General features: G+C 69.1%; 16 protein-coding genes. 4 read left to right on the forward strand and 12 right to left on the reverse strand.

The window, feature by feature from the left end; translation table 11 throughout:
* Nucleotides 1-100: 100 nt before the first annotated feature.
* The 3 genes from Q9K23_RS07120 to Q9K23_RS07130 are packed head-to-tail and all read left to right on the forward strand — an operon-like array spanning nucleotide 101 to nucleotide 3,203.
* Nucleotides 101-1,486 carry an NAD(P)-binding domain-containing protein gene (locus Q9K23_RS07120; RefSeq protein ID WP_053778194.1) on the forward strand — a complete coding sequence of 462 codons (1,386 nt, stop codon included), beginning with the start codon at nucleotides 101-103 and terminating at the stop codon, nucleotides 1,484-1,486.
* On the forward strand, nucleotides 1,483-2,454 hold the full coding sequence (locus Q9K23_RS07125; RefSeq protein ID WP_020791275.1) for an alpha/beta hydrolase: 972 nt from the start codon (nucleotides 1,483-1,485) through the stop codon (nucleotides 2,452-2,454). The genes Q9K23_RS07120 and Q9K23_RS07125 overlap by 4 nt, the downstream gene beginning before the upstream one ends.
* Entirely contained in the window at nucleotides 2,451-3,203 is a 753-nt protein-coding gene (locus tag Q9K23_RS07130) for an SDR family NAD(P)-dependent oxidoreductase (protein WP_020791274.1), read from the forward strand. Before Q9K23_RS07125 ends, Q9K23_RS07130 begins: the two co-directional genes overlap by 4 nt.
* A gap of 196 nt (nucleotides 3,204-3,399) precedes the next feature.
* Here the strand turns inward: Q9K23_RS07130 and Q9K23_RS07135 are convergent, their stop codons facing one another.
* From Q9K23_RS07135 to Q9K23_RS07160, 6 genes are all read right to left on the reverse strand, one after another.
* The gene (locus Q9K23_RS07135; RefSeq protein WP_020791276.1) at nucleotides 3,400-4,260 is read right to left on the reverse strand and encodes an LLM class F420-dependent oxidoreductase; all 861 of its coding nucleotides are present in this window, start codon (nucleotides 4,258-4,260) and stop codon (nucleotides 3,400-3,402) included.
* A gap of 28 nt (nucleotides 4,261-4,288) precedes the next feature.
* On the reverse strand, nucleotides 4,289-8,284 hold the full coding sequence (locus Q9K23_RS07140; protein WP_305950443.1) for a hypothetical protein: 3,996 nt from the start codon (nucleotides 8,282-8,284) through the stop codon (nucleotides 4,289-4,291).
* A gap of 380 nt (nucleotides 8,285-8,664) precedes the next feature.
* Nucleotides 8,665-9,702: a hypothetical protein gene (locus tag Q9K23_RS07145; RefSeq protein ID WP_020790241.1), complete on the reverse strand. Its 1,038-nt coding sequence runs from the start codon at nucleotides 9,700-9,702 to the stop codon at nucleotides 8,665-8,667.
* A 10-nt stretch (nucleotides 9,703-9,712) separates the two neighbouring features.
* Nucleotides 9,713-10,426 carry a class I SAM-dependent methyltransferase gene (locus Q9K23_RS07150; RefSeq protein ID WP_020790243.1) on the reverse strand — a complete coding sequence of 238 codons (714 nt, stop codon included), beginning with the start codon at nucleotides 10,424-10,426 and terminating at the stop codon, nucleotides 9,713-9,715.
* Nucleotides 10,420-11,727 carry a glycosyltransferase family 4 protein gene (locus Q9K23_RS07155; protein ID WP_053778195.1) on the reverse strand — a complete coding sequence of 436 codons (1,308 nt, stop codon included), beginning with the start codon at nucleotides 11,725-11,727 and terminating at the stop codon, nucleotides 10,420-10,422. The genes Q9K23_RS07150 and Q9K23_RS07155 overlap by 7 nt, the downstream gene beginning before the upstream one ends.
* A gap of 57 nt (nucleotides 11,728-11,784) precedes the next feature.
* Nucleotides 11,785-13,455 (reverse strand): FAD-dependent oxidoreductase, encoded by a 1,671-nt coding sequence (locus tag Q9K23_RS07160; protein WP_053778196.1) that lies wholly within the window; start codon nucleotides 13,453-13,455, stop codon nucleotides 11,785-11,787.
* Between the two features lie 122 nt (nucleotides 13,456-13,577).
* Between Q9K23_RS07160 and Q9K23_RS07165 the strand changes: the two genes are divergently transcribed.
* Nucleotides 13,578-14,387 (forward strand): acyl-ACP thioesterase domain-containing protein, encoded by an 810-nt coding sequence (locus Q9K23_RS07165; RefSeq protein ID WP_053778197.1) that lies wholly within the window; start codon nucleotides 13,578-13,580, stop codon nucleotides 14,385-14,387.
* Between the two features lie 45 nt (nucleotides 14,388-14,432).
* On the opposite strand, the gene Q9K23_RS07170 is transcribed toward Q9K23_RS07165, so the two are convergent.
* From Q9K23_RS07170 to Q9K23_RS07195, 6 genes are all read right to left on the reverse strand, one after another.
* Nucleotides 14,433-15,380: a hypothetical protein gene (locus Q9K23_RS07170; protein ID WP_152972854.1), complete on the reverse strand. Its 948-nt coding sequence runs from the start codon at nucleotides 15,378-15,380 to the stop codon at nucleotides 14,433-14,435.
* A 63-nt stretch (nucleotides 15,381-15,443) separates the two neighbouring features.
* Nucleotides 15,444-16,001 carry a DUF3558 domain-containing protein gene (locus Q9K23_RS07175; protein WP_053778199.1) on the reverse strand — a complete coding sequence of 186 codons (558 nt, stop codon included), beginning with the start codon at nucleotides 15,999-16,001 and terminating at the stop codon, nucleotides 15,444-15,446.
* Nucleotides 16,001-16,903 (reverse strand): DUF3558 family protein, encoded by a 903-nt coding sequence (locus Q9K23_RS07180; protein ID WP_053778200.1) that lies wholly within the window; start codon nucleotides 16,901-16,903, stop codon nucleotides 16,001-16,003. The genes Q9K23_RS07175 and Q9K23_RS07180 overlap by 1 nt, the downstream gene beginning before the upstream one ends.
* Nucleotides 16,904-17,098: a putative membrane protein gene (locus tag Q9K23_RS07185; RefSeq protein ID WP_020794291.1), complete on the reverse strand. Its 195-nt coding sequence runs from the start codon at nucleotides 17,096-17,098 to the stop codon at nucleotides 16,904-16,906.
* 90 nt (nucleotides 17,099-17,188) lie between these two features.
* Complete coding sequence (locus Q9K23_RS07190) at nucleotides 17,189-18,205, reverse strand: MerR family transcriptional regulator (protein ID WP_305950444.1); 1,017 nt, start codon at nucleotides 18,203-18,205, stop codon at nucleotides 17,189-17,191.
* Nucleotides 18,206-18,214: 9 nt separating this feature from the next.
* A complete protein-coding gene (locus Q9K23_RS07195) occupies nucleotides 18,215-18,745 on the reverse strand; it encodes a HEAT repeat domain-containing protein (protein WP_348533957.1) in 531 nt (176 codons plus the stop codon).
* Nucleotides 18,746-18,782 lie beyond the last annotated feature (37 nt).

An 18,782-nucleotide genomic window follows, 5' to 3' on the forward strand; every position in this document is an offset into this window, starting at 1 on the left:
CTAACAACCCCGGTAGACATTTTCGCGAAAGTGTCCACCGGGTACGCCGAGGAGGAGTAGACAGTTTCATAGATCTGTCAACACCACCTGAGGGGGAACCATGCGCGCACGTCTTCCGCGCACCGCGGTGATCGGGGCGGGTATCAGCGGCCTGACCGCAGGCAAGATGCTCGCCGACTACGGAGTCCCGTACACGTGCTTCGAGTCGTCGGACCGGGTCGGCGGCAACTGGGCCTTCGGCAATCCCAACGGGCATTCGAGTGCCTACCGGTCGCTGCACATCGACACGTCCAAGCTGCAGTTGTCGTTCAAGGACTTCCCGATGCCGGACGAGTATCCGGACTTCCCACATCACACGCAGATCAAGGAGTACCTCGACTCCTACACCGACGCCTTCGGGTTGCGCGAGAACATCGAGTTCACCAACGGGGTCACCCATGCCCGGCACCTCGACGACGGCGGCTGGGAACTACAGACGCAGCGTGGGGAGCTACGCCGGTTCGATCTGCTCGTCGTCGCCAACGGTCATCATTGGGATCCGCGGTACCCCACGTTCCCGGGCACCTTCGCCGGCATCGAGATGCATGCACACCACTACATCGACATCAGCACCCCGCACGACTTCACCGGAAAACGCATCCTGGTGGTCGGCCTGGGCAACAGTGCCGCCGACATCGCGGTCGAGTTGTCGTCGAAGGCCCTGCGCAACGAGTTGACGCTGTCGACCCGGTCGGGTGCGTGGATCGTGCCGAAGTACTTCGGCGGCAAACCCGCCGACCGGTTCTACCACACATCGCCGCACATCCCGTTCTCGTGGCAGCGCAAGTTCATGCAGGTCATGCAGCCCGTGACCGCCGGGCGGCCAGAGGATTACGGCCTGCCCACACCCAATCACAAGTTCTTCGAGGCACATCCCACACAGTCGGTGGAGCTGCCGTTGCGGCTGGGTTCCGGGGACGTCACCGCCAAACCCAACATCAGCCGATTCGACGGTGACACCGTCCATTTCGAGGACGGCACCAGCGGCGACTTCGACATCATCATCTACGCCACCGGATACAACATCACCTTCCCGTTCTTCGATCCCGATTTCCTGTCGGCGCCGGACAACAAGATCGACCTGTACAAGCGGATGTTCTACCCGGGTGTCGACGATCTGGTGTTCGCAGGCTTCGCCCAGGCGACGCCGACACTGTTCCCGTTCGTCGAATGCCAGGCCCGATTGATCGGCTCGTATGCGATCGGCGCCTACCGGCTGCCACCGGTCGAGGACATGCGCCGGGTGATCGTCGAGGAGCGCGAGTTCTATTCCGGCCACATGGTTCCCAGCGCCCGGCACACCCAGCAGGTCGACTACTACCTGTACGAGCACGACATGCGCACCAAGGAGATCCCCGCCGGTCGCGCCCGCGCCGACCACCTCGGACCGATGCACTGGGCCCACGTGACCCAGCCGGCCGAGCCGACCCTGCAGGAGACCCGATGACCAGCACCGACACCCGCCGCACCGTTCGCTTCGTCTCCGCCGGCACCGAGTGCGATGCCTGGTTCTTCGACGCCGCCGCCGACTCACCCTTCGCCGGCGCCGCGGGCGTCCCGGTGGTGGTGATGGCCCACGGTTTCTGCGGCACCAAGGATTCCGGGCTCGAACCCTATGCTCGGGGCCTGGCCGCCGCCGGCCTGGCGGTGTTCGCCTTCGACTACCGCAACTTCGGCCTGTCCGGTGGCGAGCCCCGCCAGCAGGTGTCGATGACCGGCCAGATCGCCGACTACCACGCCGCGATCGACGCCGCCGTCCGGCAGCCCGGCGTCGACCCGAAACGGGTTGTGCTGTGGGGACTCTCGCAGTCAGGTGGTCACGTTCTGGTGGTCGGCGCCGAGCTGGCCCGCACTGCCGAGGGACGGTCGGATGTGGCCGCGGTGATCTCGATGGTCCCGATGGTCAGTGGTGTGGCCGCCGGAATCCACAACTACCCCACCGCCGGTGCTGCGGCGATCCTGCGCTCCACCGCACTGGGGATCGGCAGCGCGGTGGGCGGCAAACTGGGTCGGCGACCGCTGATGATGCCCGTCGTCGGCGCGCCGGGAGACAAGGCCGCACTGACCGCCCCCGGCTACCTGGACAGTTACCTGCGGATCGCCGGCCCGAGCTGGCGCAACGAGGTGGATGCGGCGGTGGGTCTGGAACTCGGCGCATATCGCGCCGACCGGCATGCCGCCGACGTCGACGCGCCCGTCCTGGTACAGATCGCCGACTTCGACGGTGCCGCACCGCCCCAGGCTGCCGCCAAGGCCGCCTTTGCCGCCCGGGCCGAGGTCAGGCACTATCCGTGCGATCACTTCGACATCTTCGCCGAGTCGGACGACTCGTGGTTCGGCACCGCTCTCGCCCATCAGATCCTGTTCCTCACACGGCATCTCACCGTCGATCCGGTGGATGGTCCGGTCGGATGAGTACCGCGGTGGTGGTGGGTGGCGCGTCCGGGATCGGGCGCGCCGCCGCCGATCGACTCACCGCTGCCGGGCATCACGTCGTCGTCGCAGATGTGAATGCCGACGCAGTCCGCACGGCAGCAGCCGAGATCGGCGGCGACTGGCTGTATCTCGACGTGACCGACGAGCGTTCCGTGGCCGCGGGTTTCACCGCTCTCGACGACGTGGCGGTGGTGGTGAACTGTGCAGGACTGTCGATGCCCGGGCCGATCGTCGACCTCGAGTTGTCGGCGTGGCAGACCACCGTCGACGTGTGCCTGACGGGAACGTTCCTGGTCCTCAAGCATGCCGGTCGGAGGATCGTCGACGGCGGATCGATCGTCTGTGTCGCCTCGCTCAACGGTCGCCAGCCCGGCACCGGCATGGCCGCTTACTGCGCGGCGAAGGCCGGGGTGCTCATGCTGGTCGAGGTCGCCGCACTCGAGCTCGCCGAGCGGGGTGTTCGGGTGAACGCGGTGTCACCAGGACTGGTGGACACACCACTGACCGAGGGCATCTCGTTCATTCCGGGACTTCGCGAGGAGTATCTGGAGAACACCCCACTCGGCCGGGCCGGTACACCCGGCGACGTCGCCGACACCATCGCCTTTCTGGCCTCCCCCGCGTCGGGCTGGATGACCGGATCGGCGATCGATCTCAACGGTGGCGCACACATGCGGCGCTACCCCGACCTCCTCGGAAGGATCAAGGCACTCGCCGACGACGGATAAGCGCCGGCGACATCGGCCGACGGAGGTTTCGACACGCCTCGCCAACGGCCCGTTGATGATTGAGCCGGGACCGAGCCGCAAAGGCGAGGCCCGAGTCGAAATCTCCGCAGCCCACGTCAGGAGGCGACCACCTCCGAGGTGGCCACCAACTCAACCACAGCAGGCGTCATCGACCACCAACAGCCGTTGCAGACCGCTATCCCACGGTCGCGGGCGCGATTCCCAGCTTCCCGGCGAGCTTGGCGAGGTAGGCCGATGCGCGTTCGACGGAGTCGTCGGGCAGGCCGTACAGCACTGTGGTGACGCCGAGATCCCGCCAGGCGTCGAGCTTCTCGGCGACGGGCTTGAAGTCGAGGACGACGATCTGCGGGTCACCGGCGCGGCCGGCGTCGGACCAGATCTGTTGCAGCAGCTTCACCGATCCCTCGATGTCGGCCTCACCGGGGGTGGTTATCCACCCGTCGGCACTGCGGGCGATCCACTTGAAGTTCTTCTCGTTGCCCGCGGCACCGACCAGCGTGGGCAGCGTGCCCTGTGGCGGCTTGGGCCACGCCCAGCTGGGCCCGAAGTCGACGAATTCGCCGTGATACTCGGCTTCTTCGTCGGTCCAGAGCGCACGCATCGCCTCGAGATACTCGCGGAGCATGGTGCGGCGGCGCTTCGGGGGGACCTTGTGGTCGGCGAGTTCGTCGAGATTCCAGCCGAATCCGACACCGAGGGTGACGCGTCCGCCCGAGAGATGATCGAGGGTGGCCAGGGTCTTGGCCAGGGTGATCGGATCGGACTGCACCGGCAGGGCGACCGCGGTGGCCAGGCGGATTCGTTCGGTGACCGCGGCGGCCGCGGCGAGCGTCGTCCACGGGTCGAGGGTGCGCATGTACCTGTCGTCGGGCAGCGACGAGTCACCGGTCTGAGGGTGCGCGGCGTCGCGGCGGGTGGGGATGTGGCCGTGCTCGGGCACGAAGTACGACGCGAAGCCGGCCTGTTCGATCAACGGAGCCAGGATCTGCGGCGCGAGGCCACGGTCACTGGTGAATTGCACGATCCCGAAGTCCATGGCTTCACCATAGACAGACGACTGGACACTAGTCCAGGCATATTTCCGGAAACCTGACCCCTTCGGCGAACTGGTTCCAGGTCGCCTCGTCGATCCGCCCACCGGAGTTGCACACCCGCGCGGCCACCGCGTCGACGTCGATCGTCCACCACTGCAGGTCAGAGGCCCCGCCGGCGTAGATGATCCCGTGACTGTCGATGGTGGGTTCGCGCACGTACACCGACTCGGAGGTGATGGACTCGTCCGGGGCGATCGGCGCCGGCCGGGCGGGATCGGAGATGTCCCAGAGCTGGATGGTCTGGGTACCGCCGACCACCAGGGTCGTCCCGTTCTGCGCGATCGACAGCGATGTGACCCGCAGGCCGGCCGGCACGAGAACCGGGGTGCTCTGCCCCACACCGACCTCGCTCACCGAGATCTGCTGGTCGTCGGCGCCTCCGTAGAGGTATCTGCCGTCCGGGCTGAACTCGACGGCGTTGACCGCGCTGTCGTGGGAGGTGATCACCTGCACCTGCTTCGGCGCGGCCGGGTCGGACACATCCCAGCGGGTGATCCGGTGCCGCGCATCGGCGACGGCGATACTCCTGCCGTCCGGACTGAACGCGACGTCCTCGACGAAGCCCTCGGCCGCCGCGATCGGCGACCCGAGGGACCGGGGCGCATTCGGCTCGGTGACATCCCACAGTTGCACGGTGTTGTCACCGGCCCCGGTCACCAGGATGTCGCGGTCTGGGGAGAAGGCCAGGGGAAAGGCATGGCGGGTTCCCAGGTGCAGCGTCGCGATCGGTGTGGGCCTGGCGCGGTCGGAGATGTCGTAGAGGTCCACCTCGCCGCCGCCGGTGAACGCGGTGGCGAGGACCTCACCGGAACGGTCGAACGCGGTGACGTAGCCGCCACTGGGCCGCAGCGGACGCCGGATCTGGGACAGTTCGGTGGGTGTTCCCGAGGTGAGATCCCACAGCAGGATGCGCTGATCGGCGCCACTGGTCGCCAGCGTCCGGTCATCGGGGCTCACCGAGGTCCGGGTGATCGGCAGGCTGTGCGCCGGGGTCGGGGCGCGGGGGATGTCCCACGCCTGCACGCTGCCCGCACCTCCCGCGGTGAGCACGGTGTAGGGCTGCAGTTCCAACGCGGTGAAGAACGAGCCACCGACCGTGCGCATCGGGACACCGAGTTCGGTGAGCATGTTGGGTGAGGCGGCGTCACCGTCGGTGGACACATCCCAACGCCGGGCGACGCCGTCGATCCCCGCCGACACCATCGCGCGACCGTCACCGGAGAATCCGACCGTCCAGATCGCCGCACCGTGCCCGCGGACCCGGCCGAGCTGGCGGGGCGACCGGGGATCGGCCAGGGAGAACACCGCGACCGTACCGTCGTCACGTCCACTCGCCAGCAGCCGTCCGTCGGGTGAGATCGCCACCGAATGCCAGCCGCTGTCGATGCCGTCGGCGATGCGGGCGATCATCACCGGCGTCGCGGGATCGGCGATGTCGATGACGCCGATCGTCCCGTCGTCGGAACCGACCACCGCGAGCGGGGCGGTCGGGCTGGTCGCGACCGTGCGGACCGGGCCACCGAAGCCGCGGACCGCCGACACCGGCCGGTAGCCGGTGGGATCGGAGGTGTCCCACAGGGTGACCACCCCGTTGTCGTGCGTGGACACCATGGTCCGGCCGGTGCGGTCGTAGCGCAGGATGTAGGCGGTACCCGACCCGAACGGCGAGGTCAGCGTGGCCGTCCGGGAGGGATGGGCGACGTCGGCGACATCCCACACCGCGATGTGCCCGTCGCCGTCGGCCGATGCCAGCTGCTTGCCGCCGGGTGCCAGGGCCACGGAGGTGACGAACGACGAGTACCCGCCCATCGGCGGTGATGCGGCGACGATGTCGTTGGGCTCGGCGGTCGACCACAACCGGACCGTCTTGTCGTAGCTGGCGGTGGCCAGCAGGTCGGTCTGCTGGTCGATGCTCATGTCGTAGATCGCCCCGGCATGCGCCTGCCGGGCCGGCGCCGGAAGCGGCAACTGCTGGGTCTGCAGCACCCGCATCCGGGCGATGGGGTCGTCGGGATGGATTCGCCACGCCCCCACCGCCAGCTGCGCGGCCAGACCCGGATCGGTCTGTGCCAGTCGGCCCGCCGACGACAACAATGCCGAGAACCGGGCGCTGTCGCTCTCGCGGCCGAGGGCGATGTTGGAGCCGATCGCGACGATCGCGGCGACCACCGAGATAACCGCCAGCAGCACCACCGCACTGATCCCCCAGCGTCGTCGACGCCGCTGCATCTCCGCATTGCGCCGGGACGTGTCCAGGAAGTCGCGGGCGGTGGCCGCGAGCATCGGGTCGTCGGCGACCTGCTCGGCCCACGCCGTCCGCGCCGGGTTGTACAACAACGAGGTGTCCCGGGACTGCCGGTCCCATTCGGCGGCGTCGGAGGTCACCCGCTCGTAGACGGGCGCGAGGTCGCGGACCTTCTCGAGCAGGTCGTCCAGACGCGGCCACGCCGTCAGCACCACGTCGTGGATGATCTGGACCTGCTGGTCGGAGACGGTGAGCAGACGTGATTCGGCCAGGATCTCGATCACCGCCACCGTGGCGGCCGGATCGTCGCCCAGTGCGCTGAGCTCGGCGAGGGTGCGGGGCCGGCGGGCGGTGACCCCGTCGGAGACGTGGATCAGCGACAGCAGCAGCCGTTCGGCGACCGTCCGCTGGCCCGGGTCGAGACCCGACCAGGTGGCCTCGGCGGTCTCCGAGATCGCCGAGCCGACGCCACCGGCGGCGTGATAGCCGGCGACGGTGAGCATGCCGCCGCCGCGCCGCTCCCACATCACCGACAGCACATGGGCGACCAGCGGCAACTGCCCGGCGCGGTCCTCGATCGGGCCACGTCGACCCGACAGGCTGCGCAGATCCGACAGGATGGTCGGGGCCAGACCCTTGTCGACCCGGATGCCGGTGCTGCGGGCAGGCGCCCCGATCACGTCTTCGAGCTCTTTGTCGGTCATCGGCGGCACCACGATCGAACGCTGCTGCCAGGCCGTCGCGAGCGGCTCGAGTACCGAACACATCTCGTACATGTCGGCGCGGGCGCCCACCACCACCACGTTGCCCGGCACCGCGGCGAGCGCGGCCAGGGCCTCCATCAGTCGCTGCACCGGCTCGGCGTGCAGCGATTCGCCCACCATCACCTGCTCGATCTGGTCGACGACGTGCACGGTCAGGTCCGGGGCATCCACATCCACCCCGATGCCCACATCCACACCGGCGCCCACATCCACACCGGCGGGTCCCGGTTCGCGCTCGGGCCCGCGCTCCACCGGTTCCGTGTCGGCGACGAGGTTGACCGCCAGCCGGGTGTCGACCTGCCAGTTGCGCTCGACGCGGGTACGGCCGGTGCGTTCGCCGCCGGCCGCGATCCGCGCGATCCCCGCCCGCAACAGCGACGACTTACCCGCCCCGGACACCCCGGTCACGATCACCAGGGCCGGGGTGGTGCCGCGTTCGGCGTCGGCGGCCTCGACCAGTTCGGCCAGTCGGGACAGCACCCGGTCCCGCCCGAAGAACACCTCGTGGTCGGCGGCGGTCATCGCGTCGAGACCGCGGTACGGCGACACCGCGGCCGGGATGTCCTCGGCGTCGGACCCCGCATCGGAGGCGCCGACGGTGCCCGGCGAGGTGATCCGGTCGGCCGAGCGCGGGGCCCGCGACGCCGACCACCACCGCTCCCATTCGGTGAGCGGCGCGGCGTCGGCACCCTTCGACTGGGCTTGCAGGATCAACCACGCGAGGACCGGTTCGAGGGTCTCGAAGCTCGCCGGCAGATGACGTCCGCGCCGCCAGTCCGACAGCCGCTGGACGGTGACATCGGCGCGCCCCGGGGCCAGGCGCGCGGCCCCCTTGACGGTGTGCGCGAGGGTCGGCGACCCGGCCGCGGCGAACAACGCCAGCAGCTGCGCCCCGAACCGCCCGGCCGCATCGGCCGCGGACGCAGACACGGATGCGGTGGAGCGACCCGTCGCCATGGTTCCTTTCCCGCCGCGCCCGACAGCGGCGCATGCACTCAACGAATGTACGAAATTCGCCATCGTCACGCCCACCCCGAGGTCGCGTTTCCGGTGTGACGGGGGGTGTGTTTTCCGGACCGGAAAACTCGTCACCCCCGCTGATCTGGTGTTTCACCGTGTTTTCCGGACATGTACTGGATCCGGTTGCCCCGGAGGAGATGGAATGGTGTTACTCCTCCGGAGCCCAGCGGGTGACGGATCGAGTCGTCGGGGGAGCGTGCTCTCGCCGTCCAGAGAGGGGGACGGCGAGAGCACGCTTGGCGAAATGGGGGGCGGGTTCCGGACATCGAGGGGCTGTCCGGAACCCACCACTCGGGGATCGACACACCCGAGGATCGCTACACGCGCGGCGCGAGCCTCCGGCCGGCATCGCGGAAGATCCCGTTGCCCGCCGTCGTACGGCTCACCGCATCGGCGGCGAGGACCACTGCCCCGGACGTCCAGCAACTCTTCTCCACCGGCCAGCGCTTGCCGTCGTCGAAGACCAGACCGGTCCAGTACGAGCCGTCCGGATCACGCAGATGCTGGATCGAGGAGATCAGCTCGATCGCGTCGGCGGTGTCACCGAGCGCGTCGAGGGCCAGCGCCAGTTCGCTCGTCTCTGCACCGGTCACCCACGGCCGATGGTCGACGCAGCGGATGCCGAGCCCGGGCACCACGAACTCGTCCCAGCGCCGCGCGATCAGTTCCTGTCCCGCCCGCCCGCGGATGGCCCCGCCGAGTACCGGGTAGTACCAGTCCATCGAATGCTCGGACGGTTTCTCGAAGACCTCCGGGCGGGTCGTGAACGCGTCGTCGAGGGCGTCGAGGGCACGCACCCAGTCGTCGTCGGGCTGTCTCATCTCGGCGGCGATCCGGATCGCGCAGTCCAGCGACTGGTAGATGCTGGCGTTGCCGGTGATCAGTGCCTCGTCGAACATCGCGTGGGTCCGGTGGTCGCCACCCCACCGGAATGCGCCGTCGGGTCGCTGGAAGCGGCAGACGAGGTCGATCGCCGACCACACCACCGGCCACATGCGTTCGAGGAACGCTGTGTCGCCGGTGATGAGGTAGTGATGCCACACCCCCACCGCGATGTAGGCGCAGAAGTTGGAGTCGATGCCCGGATCGGTGATCTCACCCTGCACGATCGTGATCGGCCAGGAACCGTCCGGGCGCTGATGGCGGTGTGACCAGTCGTAGGCGGCCTCGGCCTCGGCGACGAAGCCGGTGACGCTCAGCGCCATCGCCGACTCGACGTGATCCCACGGATCGGTCTTGCCGCCCGGGAACCACGGCAGCGCCCCCGACTCCTCCTGCATGCCGACGATGGCCGAACCGGTGGCGACGACCTGCTGGGCCGTCAGCACACCGGCGACCGCCGGTGCGGTAGTCATCGACCGACCGTCACTGCGGCTTACGCAGATACAGCGCGACCGACTTCCCGATCACCGGGTTGAGCACCTGCTCACCGACCCGGGTGAGCCACGGCTTGCTCATCATGTCCCACACGAGCAGCTGGTGATAGCCCTTGACCAGCAGGTTGTCGTCGTTGTCGACGCCGACCGCGCACTTGAGCCACCAGTAGGGGGCGTGCAGGGCGTGCGCGTGGTCGGTGCCGGTGACCTCGAGGCCCGCCGCGGTGAGCTTGCCGGCGAGTTCGGAGGCCTTGTAGATGCGGACGTGCCCGCCCTCCACCTCGTGGTACTCGTCCGACAACGCCCAGCACACCTTCTCCGGCCAGTACCGCGGCACGGTCACCGCGGCCATGCCGCCCGGCTTGAGGATGCGCACCATCTCGGCGATCGCGGCCTCGTCGGACGGGATGTGCTCGAGGATCTCCGACATCAGCACCACGTCGAACGAGTTGTCGGCGTAGGGCAGCCGCAGGGCGTCACCCACCTCGGCGCGCGCCTTGGCGCTGGCCGGCACATGCCCCTCGGCCATCATCGCGTCGAACATCTCCGCGACGTCGGCCATATCCGACTCGGACTGGTCGAAGGCGATCACGTCGGCACCGCGACGGAACATCTCGTACGAGTGGCGGCCCTGACCGGCCCCGATGTCGATCGCCTTGGTCTGCGGTCCGACACCCAATCGGTCGAAGTCAACTGTCAGCACGCACTTGTCCCCTCTGTCTGTGCCCGGGTGGTCCCGGCCTTCTCCAGCCCTGCTCTGTCGAACCCGGCCTTGTCCAAGACCGTCTGGTAGTGCGCAGCGGTCTTCGCCGCGACCGCGGCCCAGCTGTAGCGCTCCTCCACCCGCTCGCGTGCGGCCACCGACATCGCCGACCGCAGGTCGGCGTCGTCGAGCAACCGGCCGATCGCCTGGGCGAGGGCACCGGAGTCACGCGGCGGCACCAGCGTCGCGGCGCACCCGTCGGTGCCGACGACCTCCGGGATGGCCCCGGCGCGGGTCGCCACCAGCGGGGTGCCGCAGCTCATCGCCTCGACGGCGGGCAGCGAGAACCCCTCGTACAGCGACGGCACGCAGGCGACCTCGGCCGTGGCGAGCAACTCGGCCATCTCCTCGTCGGTCAGCCCGGACACGACGTTCACGCGGTCACCGATGGCGAGCTCGTCGATCAGCTTCGCCGACGGCCCGTCGGGGTCGAGCCTGGACACCAGCGTCAGGCTGACGTCGCGTTCGGAGGCGAGTTTCGCGATCGCCTCGAGCAGATAGGAGACCCCTTTGAGCGGGGCGTCGGCACTGGCCACACACACCACGCGACCCGGGATACGCTCGGCGCAGGGGGTGAACACCTCGGTGTCGACGCCGAGCGGGATGGTGGTGATGCGGCCGGCCGGGATGTCGAAGGCCTTGCGGATGTCCACCTCGCTGCTGCGCGAGACGGTCAGCAGCTCCGGGATCCGCCGCGACACCAGCCCCTGCATCCGCAGGAACGAATGCCAGCGCCACGCGGTGATCTTGCGCCAGCCCTTCGCCGCCTTCACCGCGAGGGTGCGGTCGCGGGTGATCGGATGATGGATCGTCGCGATCAGCGGGAACCCCGCCTGCTGGATGCGCAGCAGGCCGTAGCCGAGGCACTGGTTGTCGTGCACGATGTCGAAGTCGTCGCGACGGTCGGCGAGCAGCCGGGCCGCCCGCAACGAGAACGTCAGCGGCTCACCGAAGCCCGCGGTCCACATCGCTCCGACCTCGAGCAGGTCGATCCAGTCGCGGTACTCGGCGAGCCGGGGGGTGCGGAACGGATCGGGTTCTTCGTAGAGTCCCAGGCTCGGCACCTTGGTGAGGACGACACCCGCATCGATCGCGGACTGGTCGAGTTCGGGGTACGGCTGCCCCGAGAAGATCTCCACCTGGTGGCCCAGCAGTGCCAGTTCCCGGCTCAGGTGCCGGACGTAGACACCCTGGCCTCCGCAATGCGGCTTGCTGCGGTAGGACAACAGTGCGACGCGCACACGTCCCCCCTTCTGTGGCGATTCGATGATCCTACTGAGGTGATCGGTCGGGCGGGTTCAGTCCTCGGTGGCGGCGTTCTCCAGCGCACCGATGTCCACCAGCTTCACACGTCGCCGTCCGGTGGGCTTGCCGGCGCCGCGTTCTGCCTGGTCGATGCGCTTCCACCCGGCGAGGTCGATGCGCGCGGCACCGCGGTCGGCGACCAGGGCGGGGACGTCGTCGCGACTCGTCTTGGGTTCGGGCAGCGCGTCGGCGATGAAGTCGGCCAGCAGTGAACCGGCGGTCTCGTGCCCGCACATCCGGTTGCGGCCGATGCCGCCGGTGGCTCCACGCTTGATCCAGCCCGCCACGTACAACCCGGGGATGACGTCGCCGTCGGCGGCGGTCAGCACCCGGCCGGCGGTGTTGGGGACCACCGCGGCCGACTCGTCGAACGGTAGATCGGTGATCGGCACACCCCGATAGCCGATGGCGCGCAGCACGATCGACGCATCGACGTCGAAGGTCTCCTCGGTCGGGGTGATCGAGGCACGCGCCGAACCGTCGACGTAGACATTGCGCACGCAGCGCACGGTCTCGGCCTTGCCGTCGCCGGCGATCGACACCGGCGAGGTGAGGAAGCGGAACACGATGCGCTTGTTGCCGGGGGTCGTGGGGCGCTCGGCGAACTCGCGGGCCAGGCGGATCTTGGTGGCGATCGTCGAGTCGAGCGTCCCGTCGTCCTGGGCGGCCTGCGACGCGGGATCGAGGGTGAGCTCGTCGGGATCGACGATCACATCGACGCCCTCGACGTCGCCCAGGGCCAGGAACTCGCTGTTGGTGTAGGCGGCCTGGGCGATGCCGCGGCGGCCCAGCAGCACCACCTCGGTGATCGACGAATCGCGCAACGCCTCGAGTGCGTGGTCGGCGATGTCGGTGGTGGCGAGCTCGTCGGGGTCGCTGACCAGGATTCGGGCCACGTCGAGGGCGACGTTGCCGTTGCCGACCACCACCGCCCGCTCACCGGACAGGTCGACGGCGAGGTCGGCGTGGTCGGGATGGCCGTTGTACCAGGCCACGAACTCGGTGGCGGGCAGCGAACCGGGCAGGTCCTCCCCCTCGATGCCGAGGCGTTTGTCGGTGGGGGCGCCGGAGGCGTAGACCACCGCGTTGTAGCGGTCGGCGAGCTCGTCCTGGCTGATGTGTTTGCCCACCTCCACATTGAGGAAGTAGGTGAAGTTCTTCTTGGCGGCGACCGACGCGAAGGTCGACTCGACCCCCTTGGTGGCGGCGTGGTCGGGGGCCACACCGGCGCGGACCAGACCGTACGGGGTGGGCAGCCGGTCGAACATGTCGACGGCGACCTGCGGCCGGCGGACGAGCTCCTCGGCGGCGTAGAACGCGGCCGGGCCCGCACCGACGATCGCGACGTGCAACGGCCGGTCCGGCAACTGCGGCGCCTTCTTCGGCGGCACCAGTCCGCCCTCGACGTCGTGGTCGGTGTAGTAGTCCGCGTTGATCTGCAGATACGGCTCGTCGCGCTCCTCGAGCTGGTCGTCGGGGACGATGGCCTCGACAGGGCACTCGTCGATGCAGGCCCCGCAGTCGATACACGTCTCCGGATCGATGTAGAGCATCTCCGCGGTGAGGAACTCCGGCTCGTCCGGTGTGGGGTGGATACAGTTCACCGGGCACACACTCACGCACGAGGAGTCGTTGCAACACGGTCGTGTGATCACATGCGCCATCTGGGGTTTCCTTGCCTCAGTCCTCATGGAACGTGTTCTAGTTTCGTGGCTGACACTATCCTATACGCTGCGATGTGTGTCACTCTGGGTATCGTGTCCGCGTGACCGCATCTGAGCCCGACATGCTCGCCGACCTACCGGATCGCAAAGAGGGTGCGCGGTACTTCGAGGTCGGCTATCGCGTCCGCACCGGCGACGTGGATCAGCAGATGCGGGTGCGGCTCGACGCCGTCGCGCGCTACCTGCAGGACGCGGCCAACGACAACCTCGAGGCCAGCGACCTCGGCGACCTCGACCCGTTCTGGGTCGTACGGCGCACCGTCATCGACGTGATCCGGCCGTTCTCCTGGCCCGCCTCGATCACCGCGCAACGCTGGTGCGGGTCGCTGTCGACCCGCTGGTCCAACATGCGCGTCCGGCTCACCGCAGACCACGAGACCAACCGCTTCAACCCCGAGGCACGCGAACCGGGACTGATCGAGACCGAGGCGTTCTGGATCAACGTCAACGACCAGGGCATGCCCTCCCGGATCTCCGACCGGTCGCTGGAGGTGCTCTCGTCGATGACCGACGAGCACCGGCTGCGGTGGCGCGCGATGAATCCCGAGCAGCCGCCGGCCCCCGACGTGGTGGCTGCACCCGACCGCGAACATGTGCTGCGCAGCACCGACTTCGACCCGTTCAAACACCTCAACAACGCCGCCTATCTGGAGGCGGTCGAGGACGAGCTGATCGCACACGCCGACCTGATCGACGGTCCGCACCGACTGGTGATCGAGTACCTGCGGCCGATCGTGCCGGGCACCCCGATCACGCTGCGCCGGGTGCGTGAGCCCGATCAGCTGCTGGTGTGGATGCTGATGCCCTCGGCCGACGATCCCGAGGTCCTGCAGGTGGCCGCGACGGTGTCGGTGACGCGGCGCGCCGACTGACCGCGAATCCTGTTGCGGCCCTGAACCCGTCGACCCCTCCGCGGTTCAGCGCAGGTACAGGCGCAGGATCTGCCCGGTCTCACTGCCCGCCAAGAGGATTCGCGGGCTTCCGGGGACGGTGGCCACCGAGGTGAGCGGGGTGCCCACCGAGGAGGTGCACACCTGCCGGGTCGTGAGGTCGACGATGTGCAGTTGCCCGGTGGTGGATGCGACCGCGAGCGTGTGCTCGTCGAGGGCGACGAGATCGTCGAGGATCCCCGGCAGCGGCGCGGTGAGGTCGGCGGCGACCGATGTCCGTGCGGGGTCGTCGAGCGGCACCCGAAGGACTCGCCCCGTGGCGCTGAGTGTCAGTGTGACGTAGAGGTTCTCGCCGACGAGGGCCACACCGTTGACGCCGGTACCGTCGACCGTCGACGTGGGTGCGAGGTTCTTCGGGGCGGCGGCCGACCATGCGGTGTCGATCCGGCCGCCGGGAGTGATCCGCACCAGCCCGAGCCGGCCGTCGGCGACGTAGACCGCACCGTCGTCGGCGACGGCGAGTCCGTTGGGCATCCCGAGGCCGGTGGCGAAGACCCGTGGAACCGGCTGCCGCACCGTCGGATCGACGGTGACGATGGTTCCGGTGAGCGCGGTACCGGGCAGCATGTTGACCGTGGAGTCCCCGGTGGCGACATACAGCAGGCCGTCGGGTCCGCGCCGGATCGCGCCGGGGGCGTCGACGCGTATCGAGGCGGTGCGCGAACCATGGGAGTCGTAGTGCTCCACCGTGTTCGAGAACGTGCGGCTCACCCACAGCCCGCCGTCGGCGTCGGCGTCGGCGTCGGCGTCGGCGAGGAGGTTCTCGGCCCAGCCGGCCCCCGGTGCGGTGATCGGTTGCGGCGCGGTGACCACTACCGGACACGGCGGTGCCGCAGTGGCTGAACCGGCCCCGACGGCGCCGGCCCCGACGGTGACCAGTGCGGCGGCGACGATCGCGCATGCAGCCGAGCTCATCCCGAACAGATTGTCCCGCATGGTCTCCCCCGGTGTGTCGTGTCGGCTCTCGTTCCCGCAGGCCTATTGCCCACCGTTGAGCACGAGTTCCATGAGTTTGGTCGGCGCTGCGCACGGATCGGCCGATGCCGACCCGCCGATCGGTTCCACCCAGAAGGTGAACACACCTCGGCTCGGCGCGCGTGTGGTGACGCCACAGACATTGGGCCGCCGGGGATCCCTCTGGGTGAACGCGGCCTGACCGACGACCTTGACGTTCTCGGTGACATACCCGAGTTTCTTGCCGGTGTCCTTCTCCACGTTGAGGTTTCCCCACTCGAACCAGTTGAAGGTCACGTTGGCCGCGACCGGACCGTCGACGATCCAGCGGCAGATGGCGCCGTTGAAGGTCGACGACGCCGACGTCCCGCCGACCGCCTTGGCGATCTGTGCGTCACTGAGGATCTGACATTCCAGGGTGAGCTGGTCGTACTGGTCGGTGTCGACGTTGCCGGAGGTGTTCTGTCCGCCCTGCCCCACCGCGACCGCATCCCCGTCGACGTCACGGGCACAGCCTGCCAGCACGGCGACGATCACCGCGAGGATCGCCAGCCAGACCGCCGGGCGGCAGCTCCCGCGCATCACTTCGCACGCTCGATCGACATGGTGGCCAACTGTTTCGCCGCGTCGCAGATGGCCTGGGTGTCGGCGGCCTCGCCGGAGGCGACCAGCCCGCGACTCAGCGACCATTCGAAGAAGTCGGCACCAAAGGCGATCCCGATCTCACAGATCCCGGTGTCGTAGGCGATGAAGCCCTTGTGTCCGGAGATGTCGATGTCGGTGGTGGATTCACGCGAGAGCTGTTCGGTGGCGCGCTCCCGGCCGATCGGTGACCCCCGGTACCAGTTGAACGAGGCCACCGCACCGGTCCGGCTGATCCCGACCCCCCATTCGCAGGCCGACGGATTGTCGATGTTCAGCGTCATCGCACCGAACCCGGTGAGCCGGCTGACCTCCTCGGTGGTGACACCACCGCATTCGCCGAAGAACGGTCCGCCGCCGGCCGGCCCCGGCGCCTCGGGGGTGTTGCGTGCCCCGGACGCCGTGCTGTCCGAGCCGGACGAACACGAACTGAACAGCAATGCCACCGCGACCATCGTGACGATCAGCCCCAGGAGTCCGCCGGTGCTGCGGAAACGGTCGAGGTCACGGCGTTCGCGTTTGGTGGGCCGTCCCGCACCGCGATCGCGGCGCGGCTGCGAGGCGACGATCTCCCGCGGCGGTGGCGGCGGCGAATGGTCGATGTAGCATTCGGCGGCCAGCGGCGCCGACACCCGTTTGGCGATCAGCTTGGTCACCTCGACGATGCGTTCACGACCGTCGAGCCGGACCTGGACACGGTCGCCGACGGCGACATGCTGGGCCGGTTTGGCGGTGACGTCGTTGACCCGGACGTGTCCGGCACGGCAGGCGGCACCGGCGGCGGAGCGGGTCTTGGTGAGGCGGATCGCCCAGATCCAGCTGTCGACGCGGATGGATGCCATCTACTTCTGCCGGGTCAGCAGGTAGTAGCCGCCGCCGAGGGCGGCGAGGGCGAAGATGATGGCGAGCCACTCGGCACCGAAGATCCAGAGCAGCACGAAGATCGCGATTCCCGGCGACACCGCGAGCACACTCATCACCGGATGTTGGCGCACCACCTGGGTGAGCGCCTTGCTCTTGTTCGGGTCGATGGCCATGGGTCCGTCCGTCTCCTGGTTCGGCGAGCGGCCCTGGGCACGCTGCGATGGGCGGGTATGCCCTGCCCACTGTATCGAACCGGGCGGTGCTCACCGCTCGCGAAACGACGGCGACGCGGCGGCGATTCGGGCGACCACCGCGTCGGCGTCGGTGGCGAGGATGCGCAATGCCGACCGTGCGGCCTCGCCCGGGATCTCCACCAGCGCCTGGGTGAGCCGGATCCGCAGTGCGGTGTCGGCGGGGTGCGCGGCCAGTTCGGCGGTCAATTCGCCGACGATCCGGTCGGCGAGCGCAGTCCCGGACCCGTCCGAGGTCATGGCGCCGAGGATCTCGGCGGCCTCGACGTCGGTGACACCGCCGATGACCAGGTCGAGCAGGCGCGGGACCGCGGCGAGGCCCCCACGCCGGCCGACCGTGCGGGCGGCGAGACCGCTGATCTGTGCGTCGGCGTCGGCGAGGGCCTCGGTGAGCACCTCGGTGGCCCGCTCACCGTCGATCTCGGCGAGCGCCCGCACCGCGCGCAGCCGGACGGCCGGATCGTCGGAGTGCAGACCCGTCCGGAGTCCGTCCACGACGTCGTCGCCCGCGTGCGCTCCGCGGGAGAGCGCCCACTGCAGCGCGCCGGCGGCGTTGGGTTCTTCCTCGGTGAGCACCGCGTCGACCAGCAACCCGACCGGCAGGGCGTCGTCGGGCGGACTCAGCGCAGCGCGTTGCCTGCGGCCTGCGTCGGCGGCGGTGAGCTCACGCATCAGCGCCACGATCCGCAGGACGTCGGTCCAGTCGTCGGGTGCCGCGGCGTCGACGGCGCGCAGCCGGTCGAGGAGTTCACGTTCGCGCCGCAGGCGCTCCTCGGTGGCGCGGATCAGATCACCCACCAGGGTGTCCGGCGTGAACTGGGGGTCGGCGAGCGCATCGGCGATCTGCCGCAACGACATCCCGAGGGATCGCAACCCCTCCACGTGGAAGATGCGGCGGACGTCGTCGTCGGTGTACTCGCGGTAGTTCCCGCTCGTCCGGCCGCTCGGGCACACCAGACCCAGGCTGTCGTAGTGCCGGAGCATCCGGGTGCTCACCCCGGAGTACCGGGCGACCTCACCGATGCGCATGCCGGCTCCTCATCGGAACTGCGCACTCAGCGCCAGTTGTGCGCGCCGCAGACTCTTGCGCACCTCGCGTCCGCCGCGGCCGCGTTCGGTCGACAGTTCGTCGGCCAGCCAGAGGCGCCGGTCGTCGGGGACCAGGACGACCGCGGCGCGCCAGGCGCTGCGGGCGACGTCGTCGTCGGGGTCGTGCAGCAGCTCCGCGGTGATCAGCCCCCACGTCGACGGCGCGCCGATCTTGGACAACGTGTGCAACGCCTGGCTGCGCATCTGCGGACTCGCCGACCGGACGGCCTCGGCCAGATGCGGCACGGTGAGGTCCACCGGCTGACGGGTGAGCGCCCAGACCAGCATGTCGCGGACGAAGAAGTCCGGCTCCACGCCGCTGCGTTCGACGAGGACGCCGATCAGCGACGGGTCGGGATCGGTGCCCGCCGCCAGGGCGGCCGACAATCGCGTGGACGGGTTGTCGGCGGACAACGCCGACGCGATCCGGGCGCTCGTCGGGCCGGTGGATGGGTCGGTCATCGGGTCGATGGGGATCATCGTTCACCTCCTGACGACGAGTCCACACCTTGACATG

It is taken from the genome of Gordonia sp. NB41Y, from assembly GCF_030718915.1.
Taxonomy (GTDB): domain Bacteria; phylum Actinomycetota; class Actinomycetes; order Mycobacteriales; family Mycobacteriaceae; genus Gordonia; species Gordonia desulfuricans.

Bases quoted from the DNA above. Each gene is read 5' to 3' on its own strand.
- Q9K23_RS07140 (WP_305950443.1), bottom strand. From the start codon at position 8,284: ATGGCGACGGGTCGCTCCACCGCATCCGTGTCTGCGTCCGCGGCCGAT.
- Q9K23_RS07180 (WP_053778200.1), bottom strand. From the start codon at position 16,903: ATGGCATCCATCCGCGTCGACAGCTGGATCTGGGCGATCCGCCTCACC.
- Q9K23_RS07160 (WP_053778196.1), bottom strand. From the start codon at position 13,455: ATGGCGCATGTGATCACACGACCGTGTTGCAACGACTCCTCGTGCGTG.
- Q9K23_RS07120 (WP_053778194.1), top strand. From the start codon at position 101: ATGCGCGCACGTCTTCCGCGCACCGCGGTGATCGGGGCGGGTATCAGC.
- Q9K23_RS07165 (WP_053778197.1), top strand. From the start codon at position 13,578: ATGCTCGCCGACCTACCGGATCGCAAAGAGGGTGCGCGGTACTTCGAG.
- Q9K23_RS07145 (WP_020790241.1), bottom strand. From the start codon at position 9,702: ATGACTACCGCACCGGCGGTCGCCGGTGTGCTGACGGCCCAGCAGGTC.
- Q9K23_RS07170 (WP_152972854.1), bottom strand. From the start codon at position 15,380: ATGAGCTCGGCTGCATGCGCGATCGTCGCCGCCGCACTGGTCACCGTC.
- Q9K23_RS07130 (WP_020791274.1), top strand. From the start codon at position 2,451: ATGAGTACCGCGGTGGTGGTGGGTGGCGCGTCCGGGATCGGGCGCGCC.
- Q9K23_RS07135 (WP_020791276.1), bottom strand. From the start codon at position 4,260: ATGGACTTCGGGATCGTGCAATTCACCAGTGACCGTGGCCTCGCGCCG.
- Q9K23_RS07185 (WP_020794291.1), bottom strand. From the start codon at position 17,098: ATGGCCATCGACCCGAACAAGAGCAAGGCGCTCACCCAGGTGGTGCGC.
- Q9K23_RS07195 (WP_348533957.1), bottom strand. From the start codon at position 18,745: ATGATCCCCATCGACCCGATGACCGACCCATCCACCGGCCCGACGAGC.
- Q9K23_RS07125 (WP_020791275.1), top strand. From the start codon at position 1,483: ATGACCAGCACCGACACCCGCCGCACCGTTCGCTTCGTCTCCGCCGGC.
- Q9K23_RS07175 (WP_053778199.1), bottom strand. From the start codon at position 16,001: ATGCGCGGGAGCTGCCGCCCGGCGGTCTGGCTGGCGATCCTCGCGGTG.
- Q9K23_RS07190 (WP_305950444.1), bottom strand. From the start codon at position 18,205: ATGCGCATCGGTGAGGTCGCCCGGTACTCCGGGGTGAGCACCCGGATG.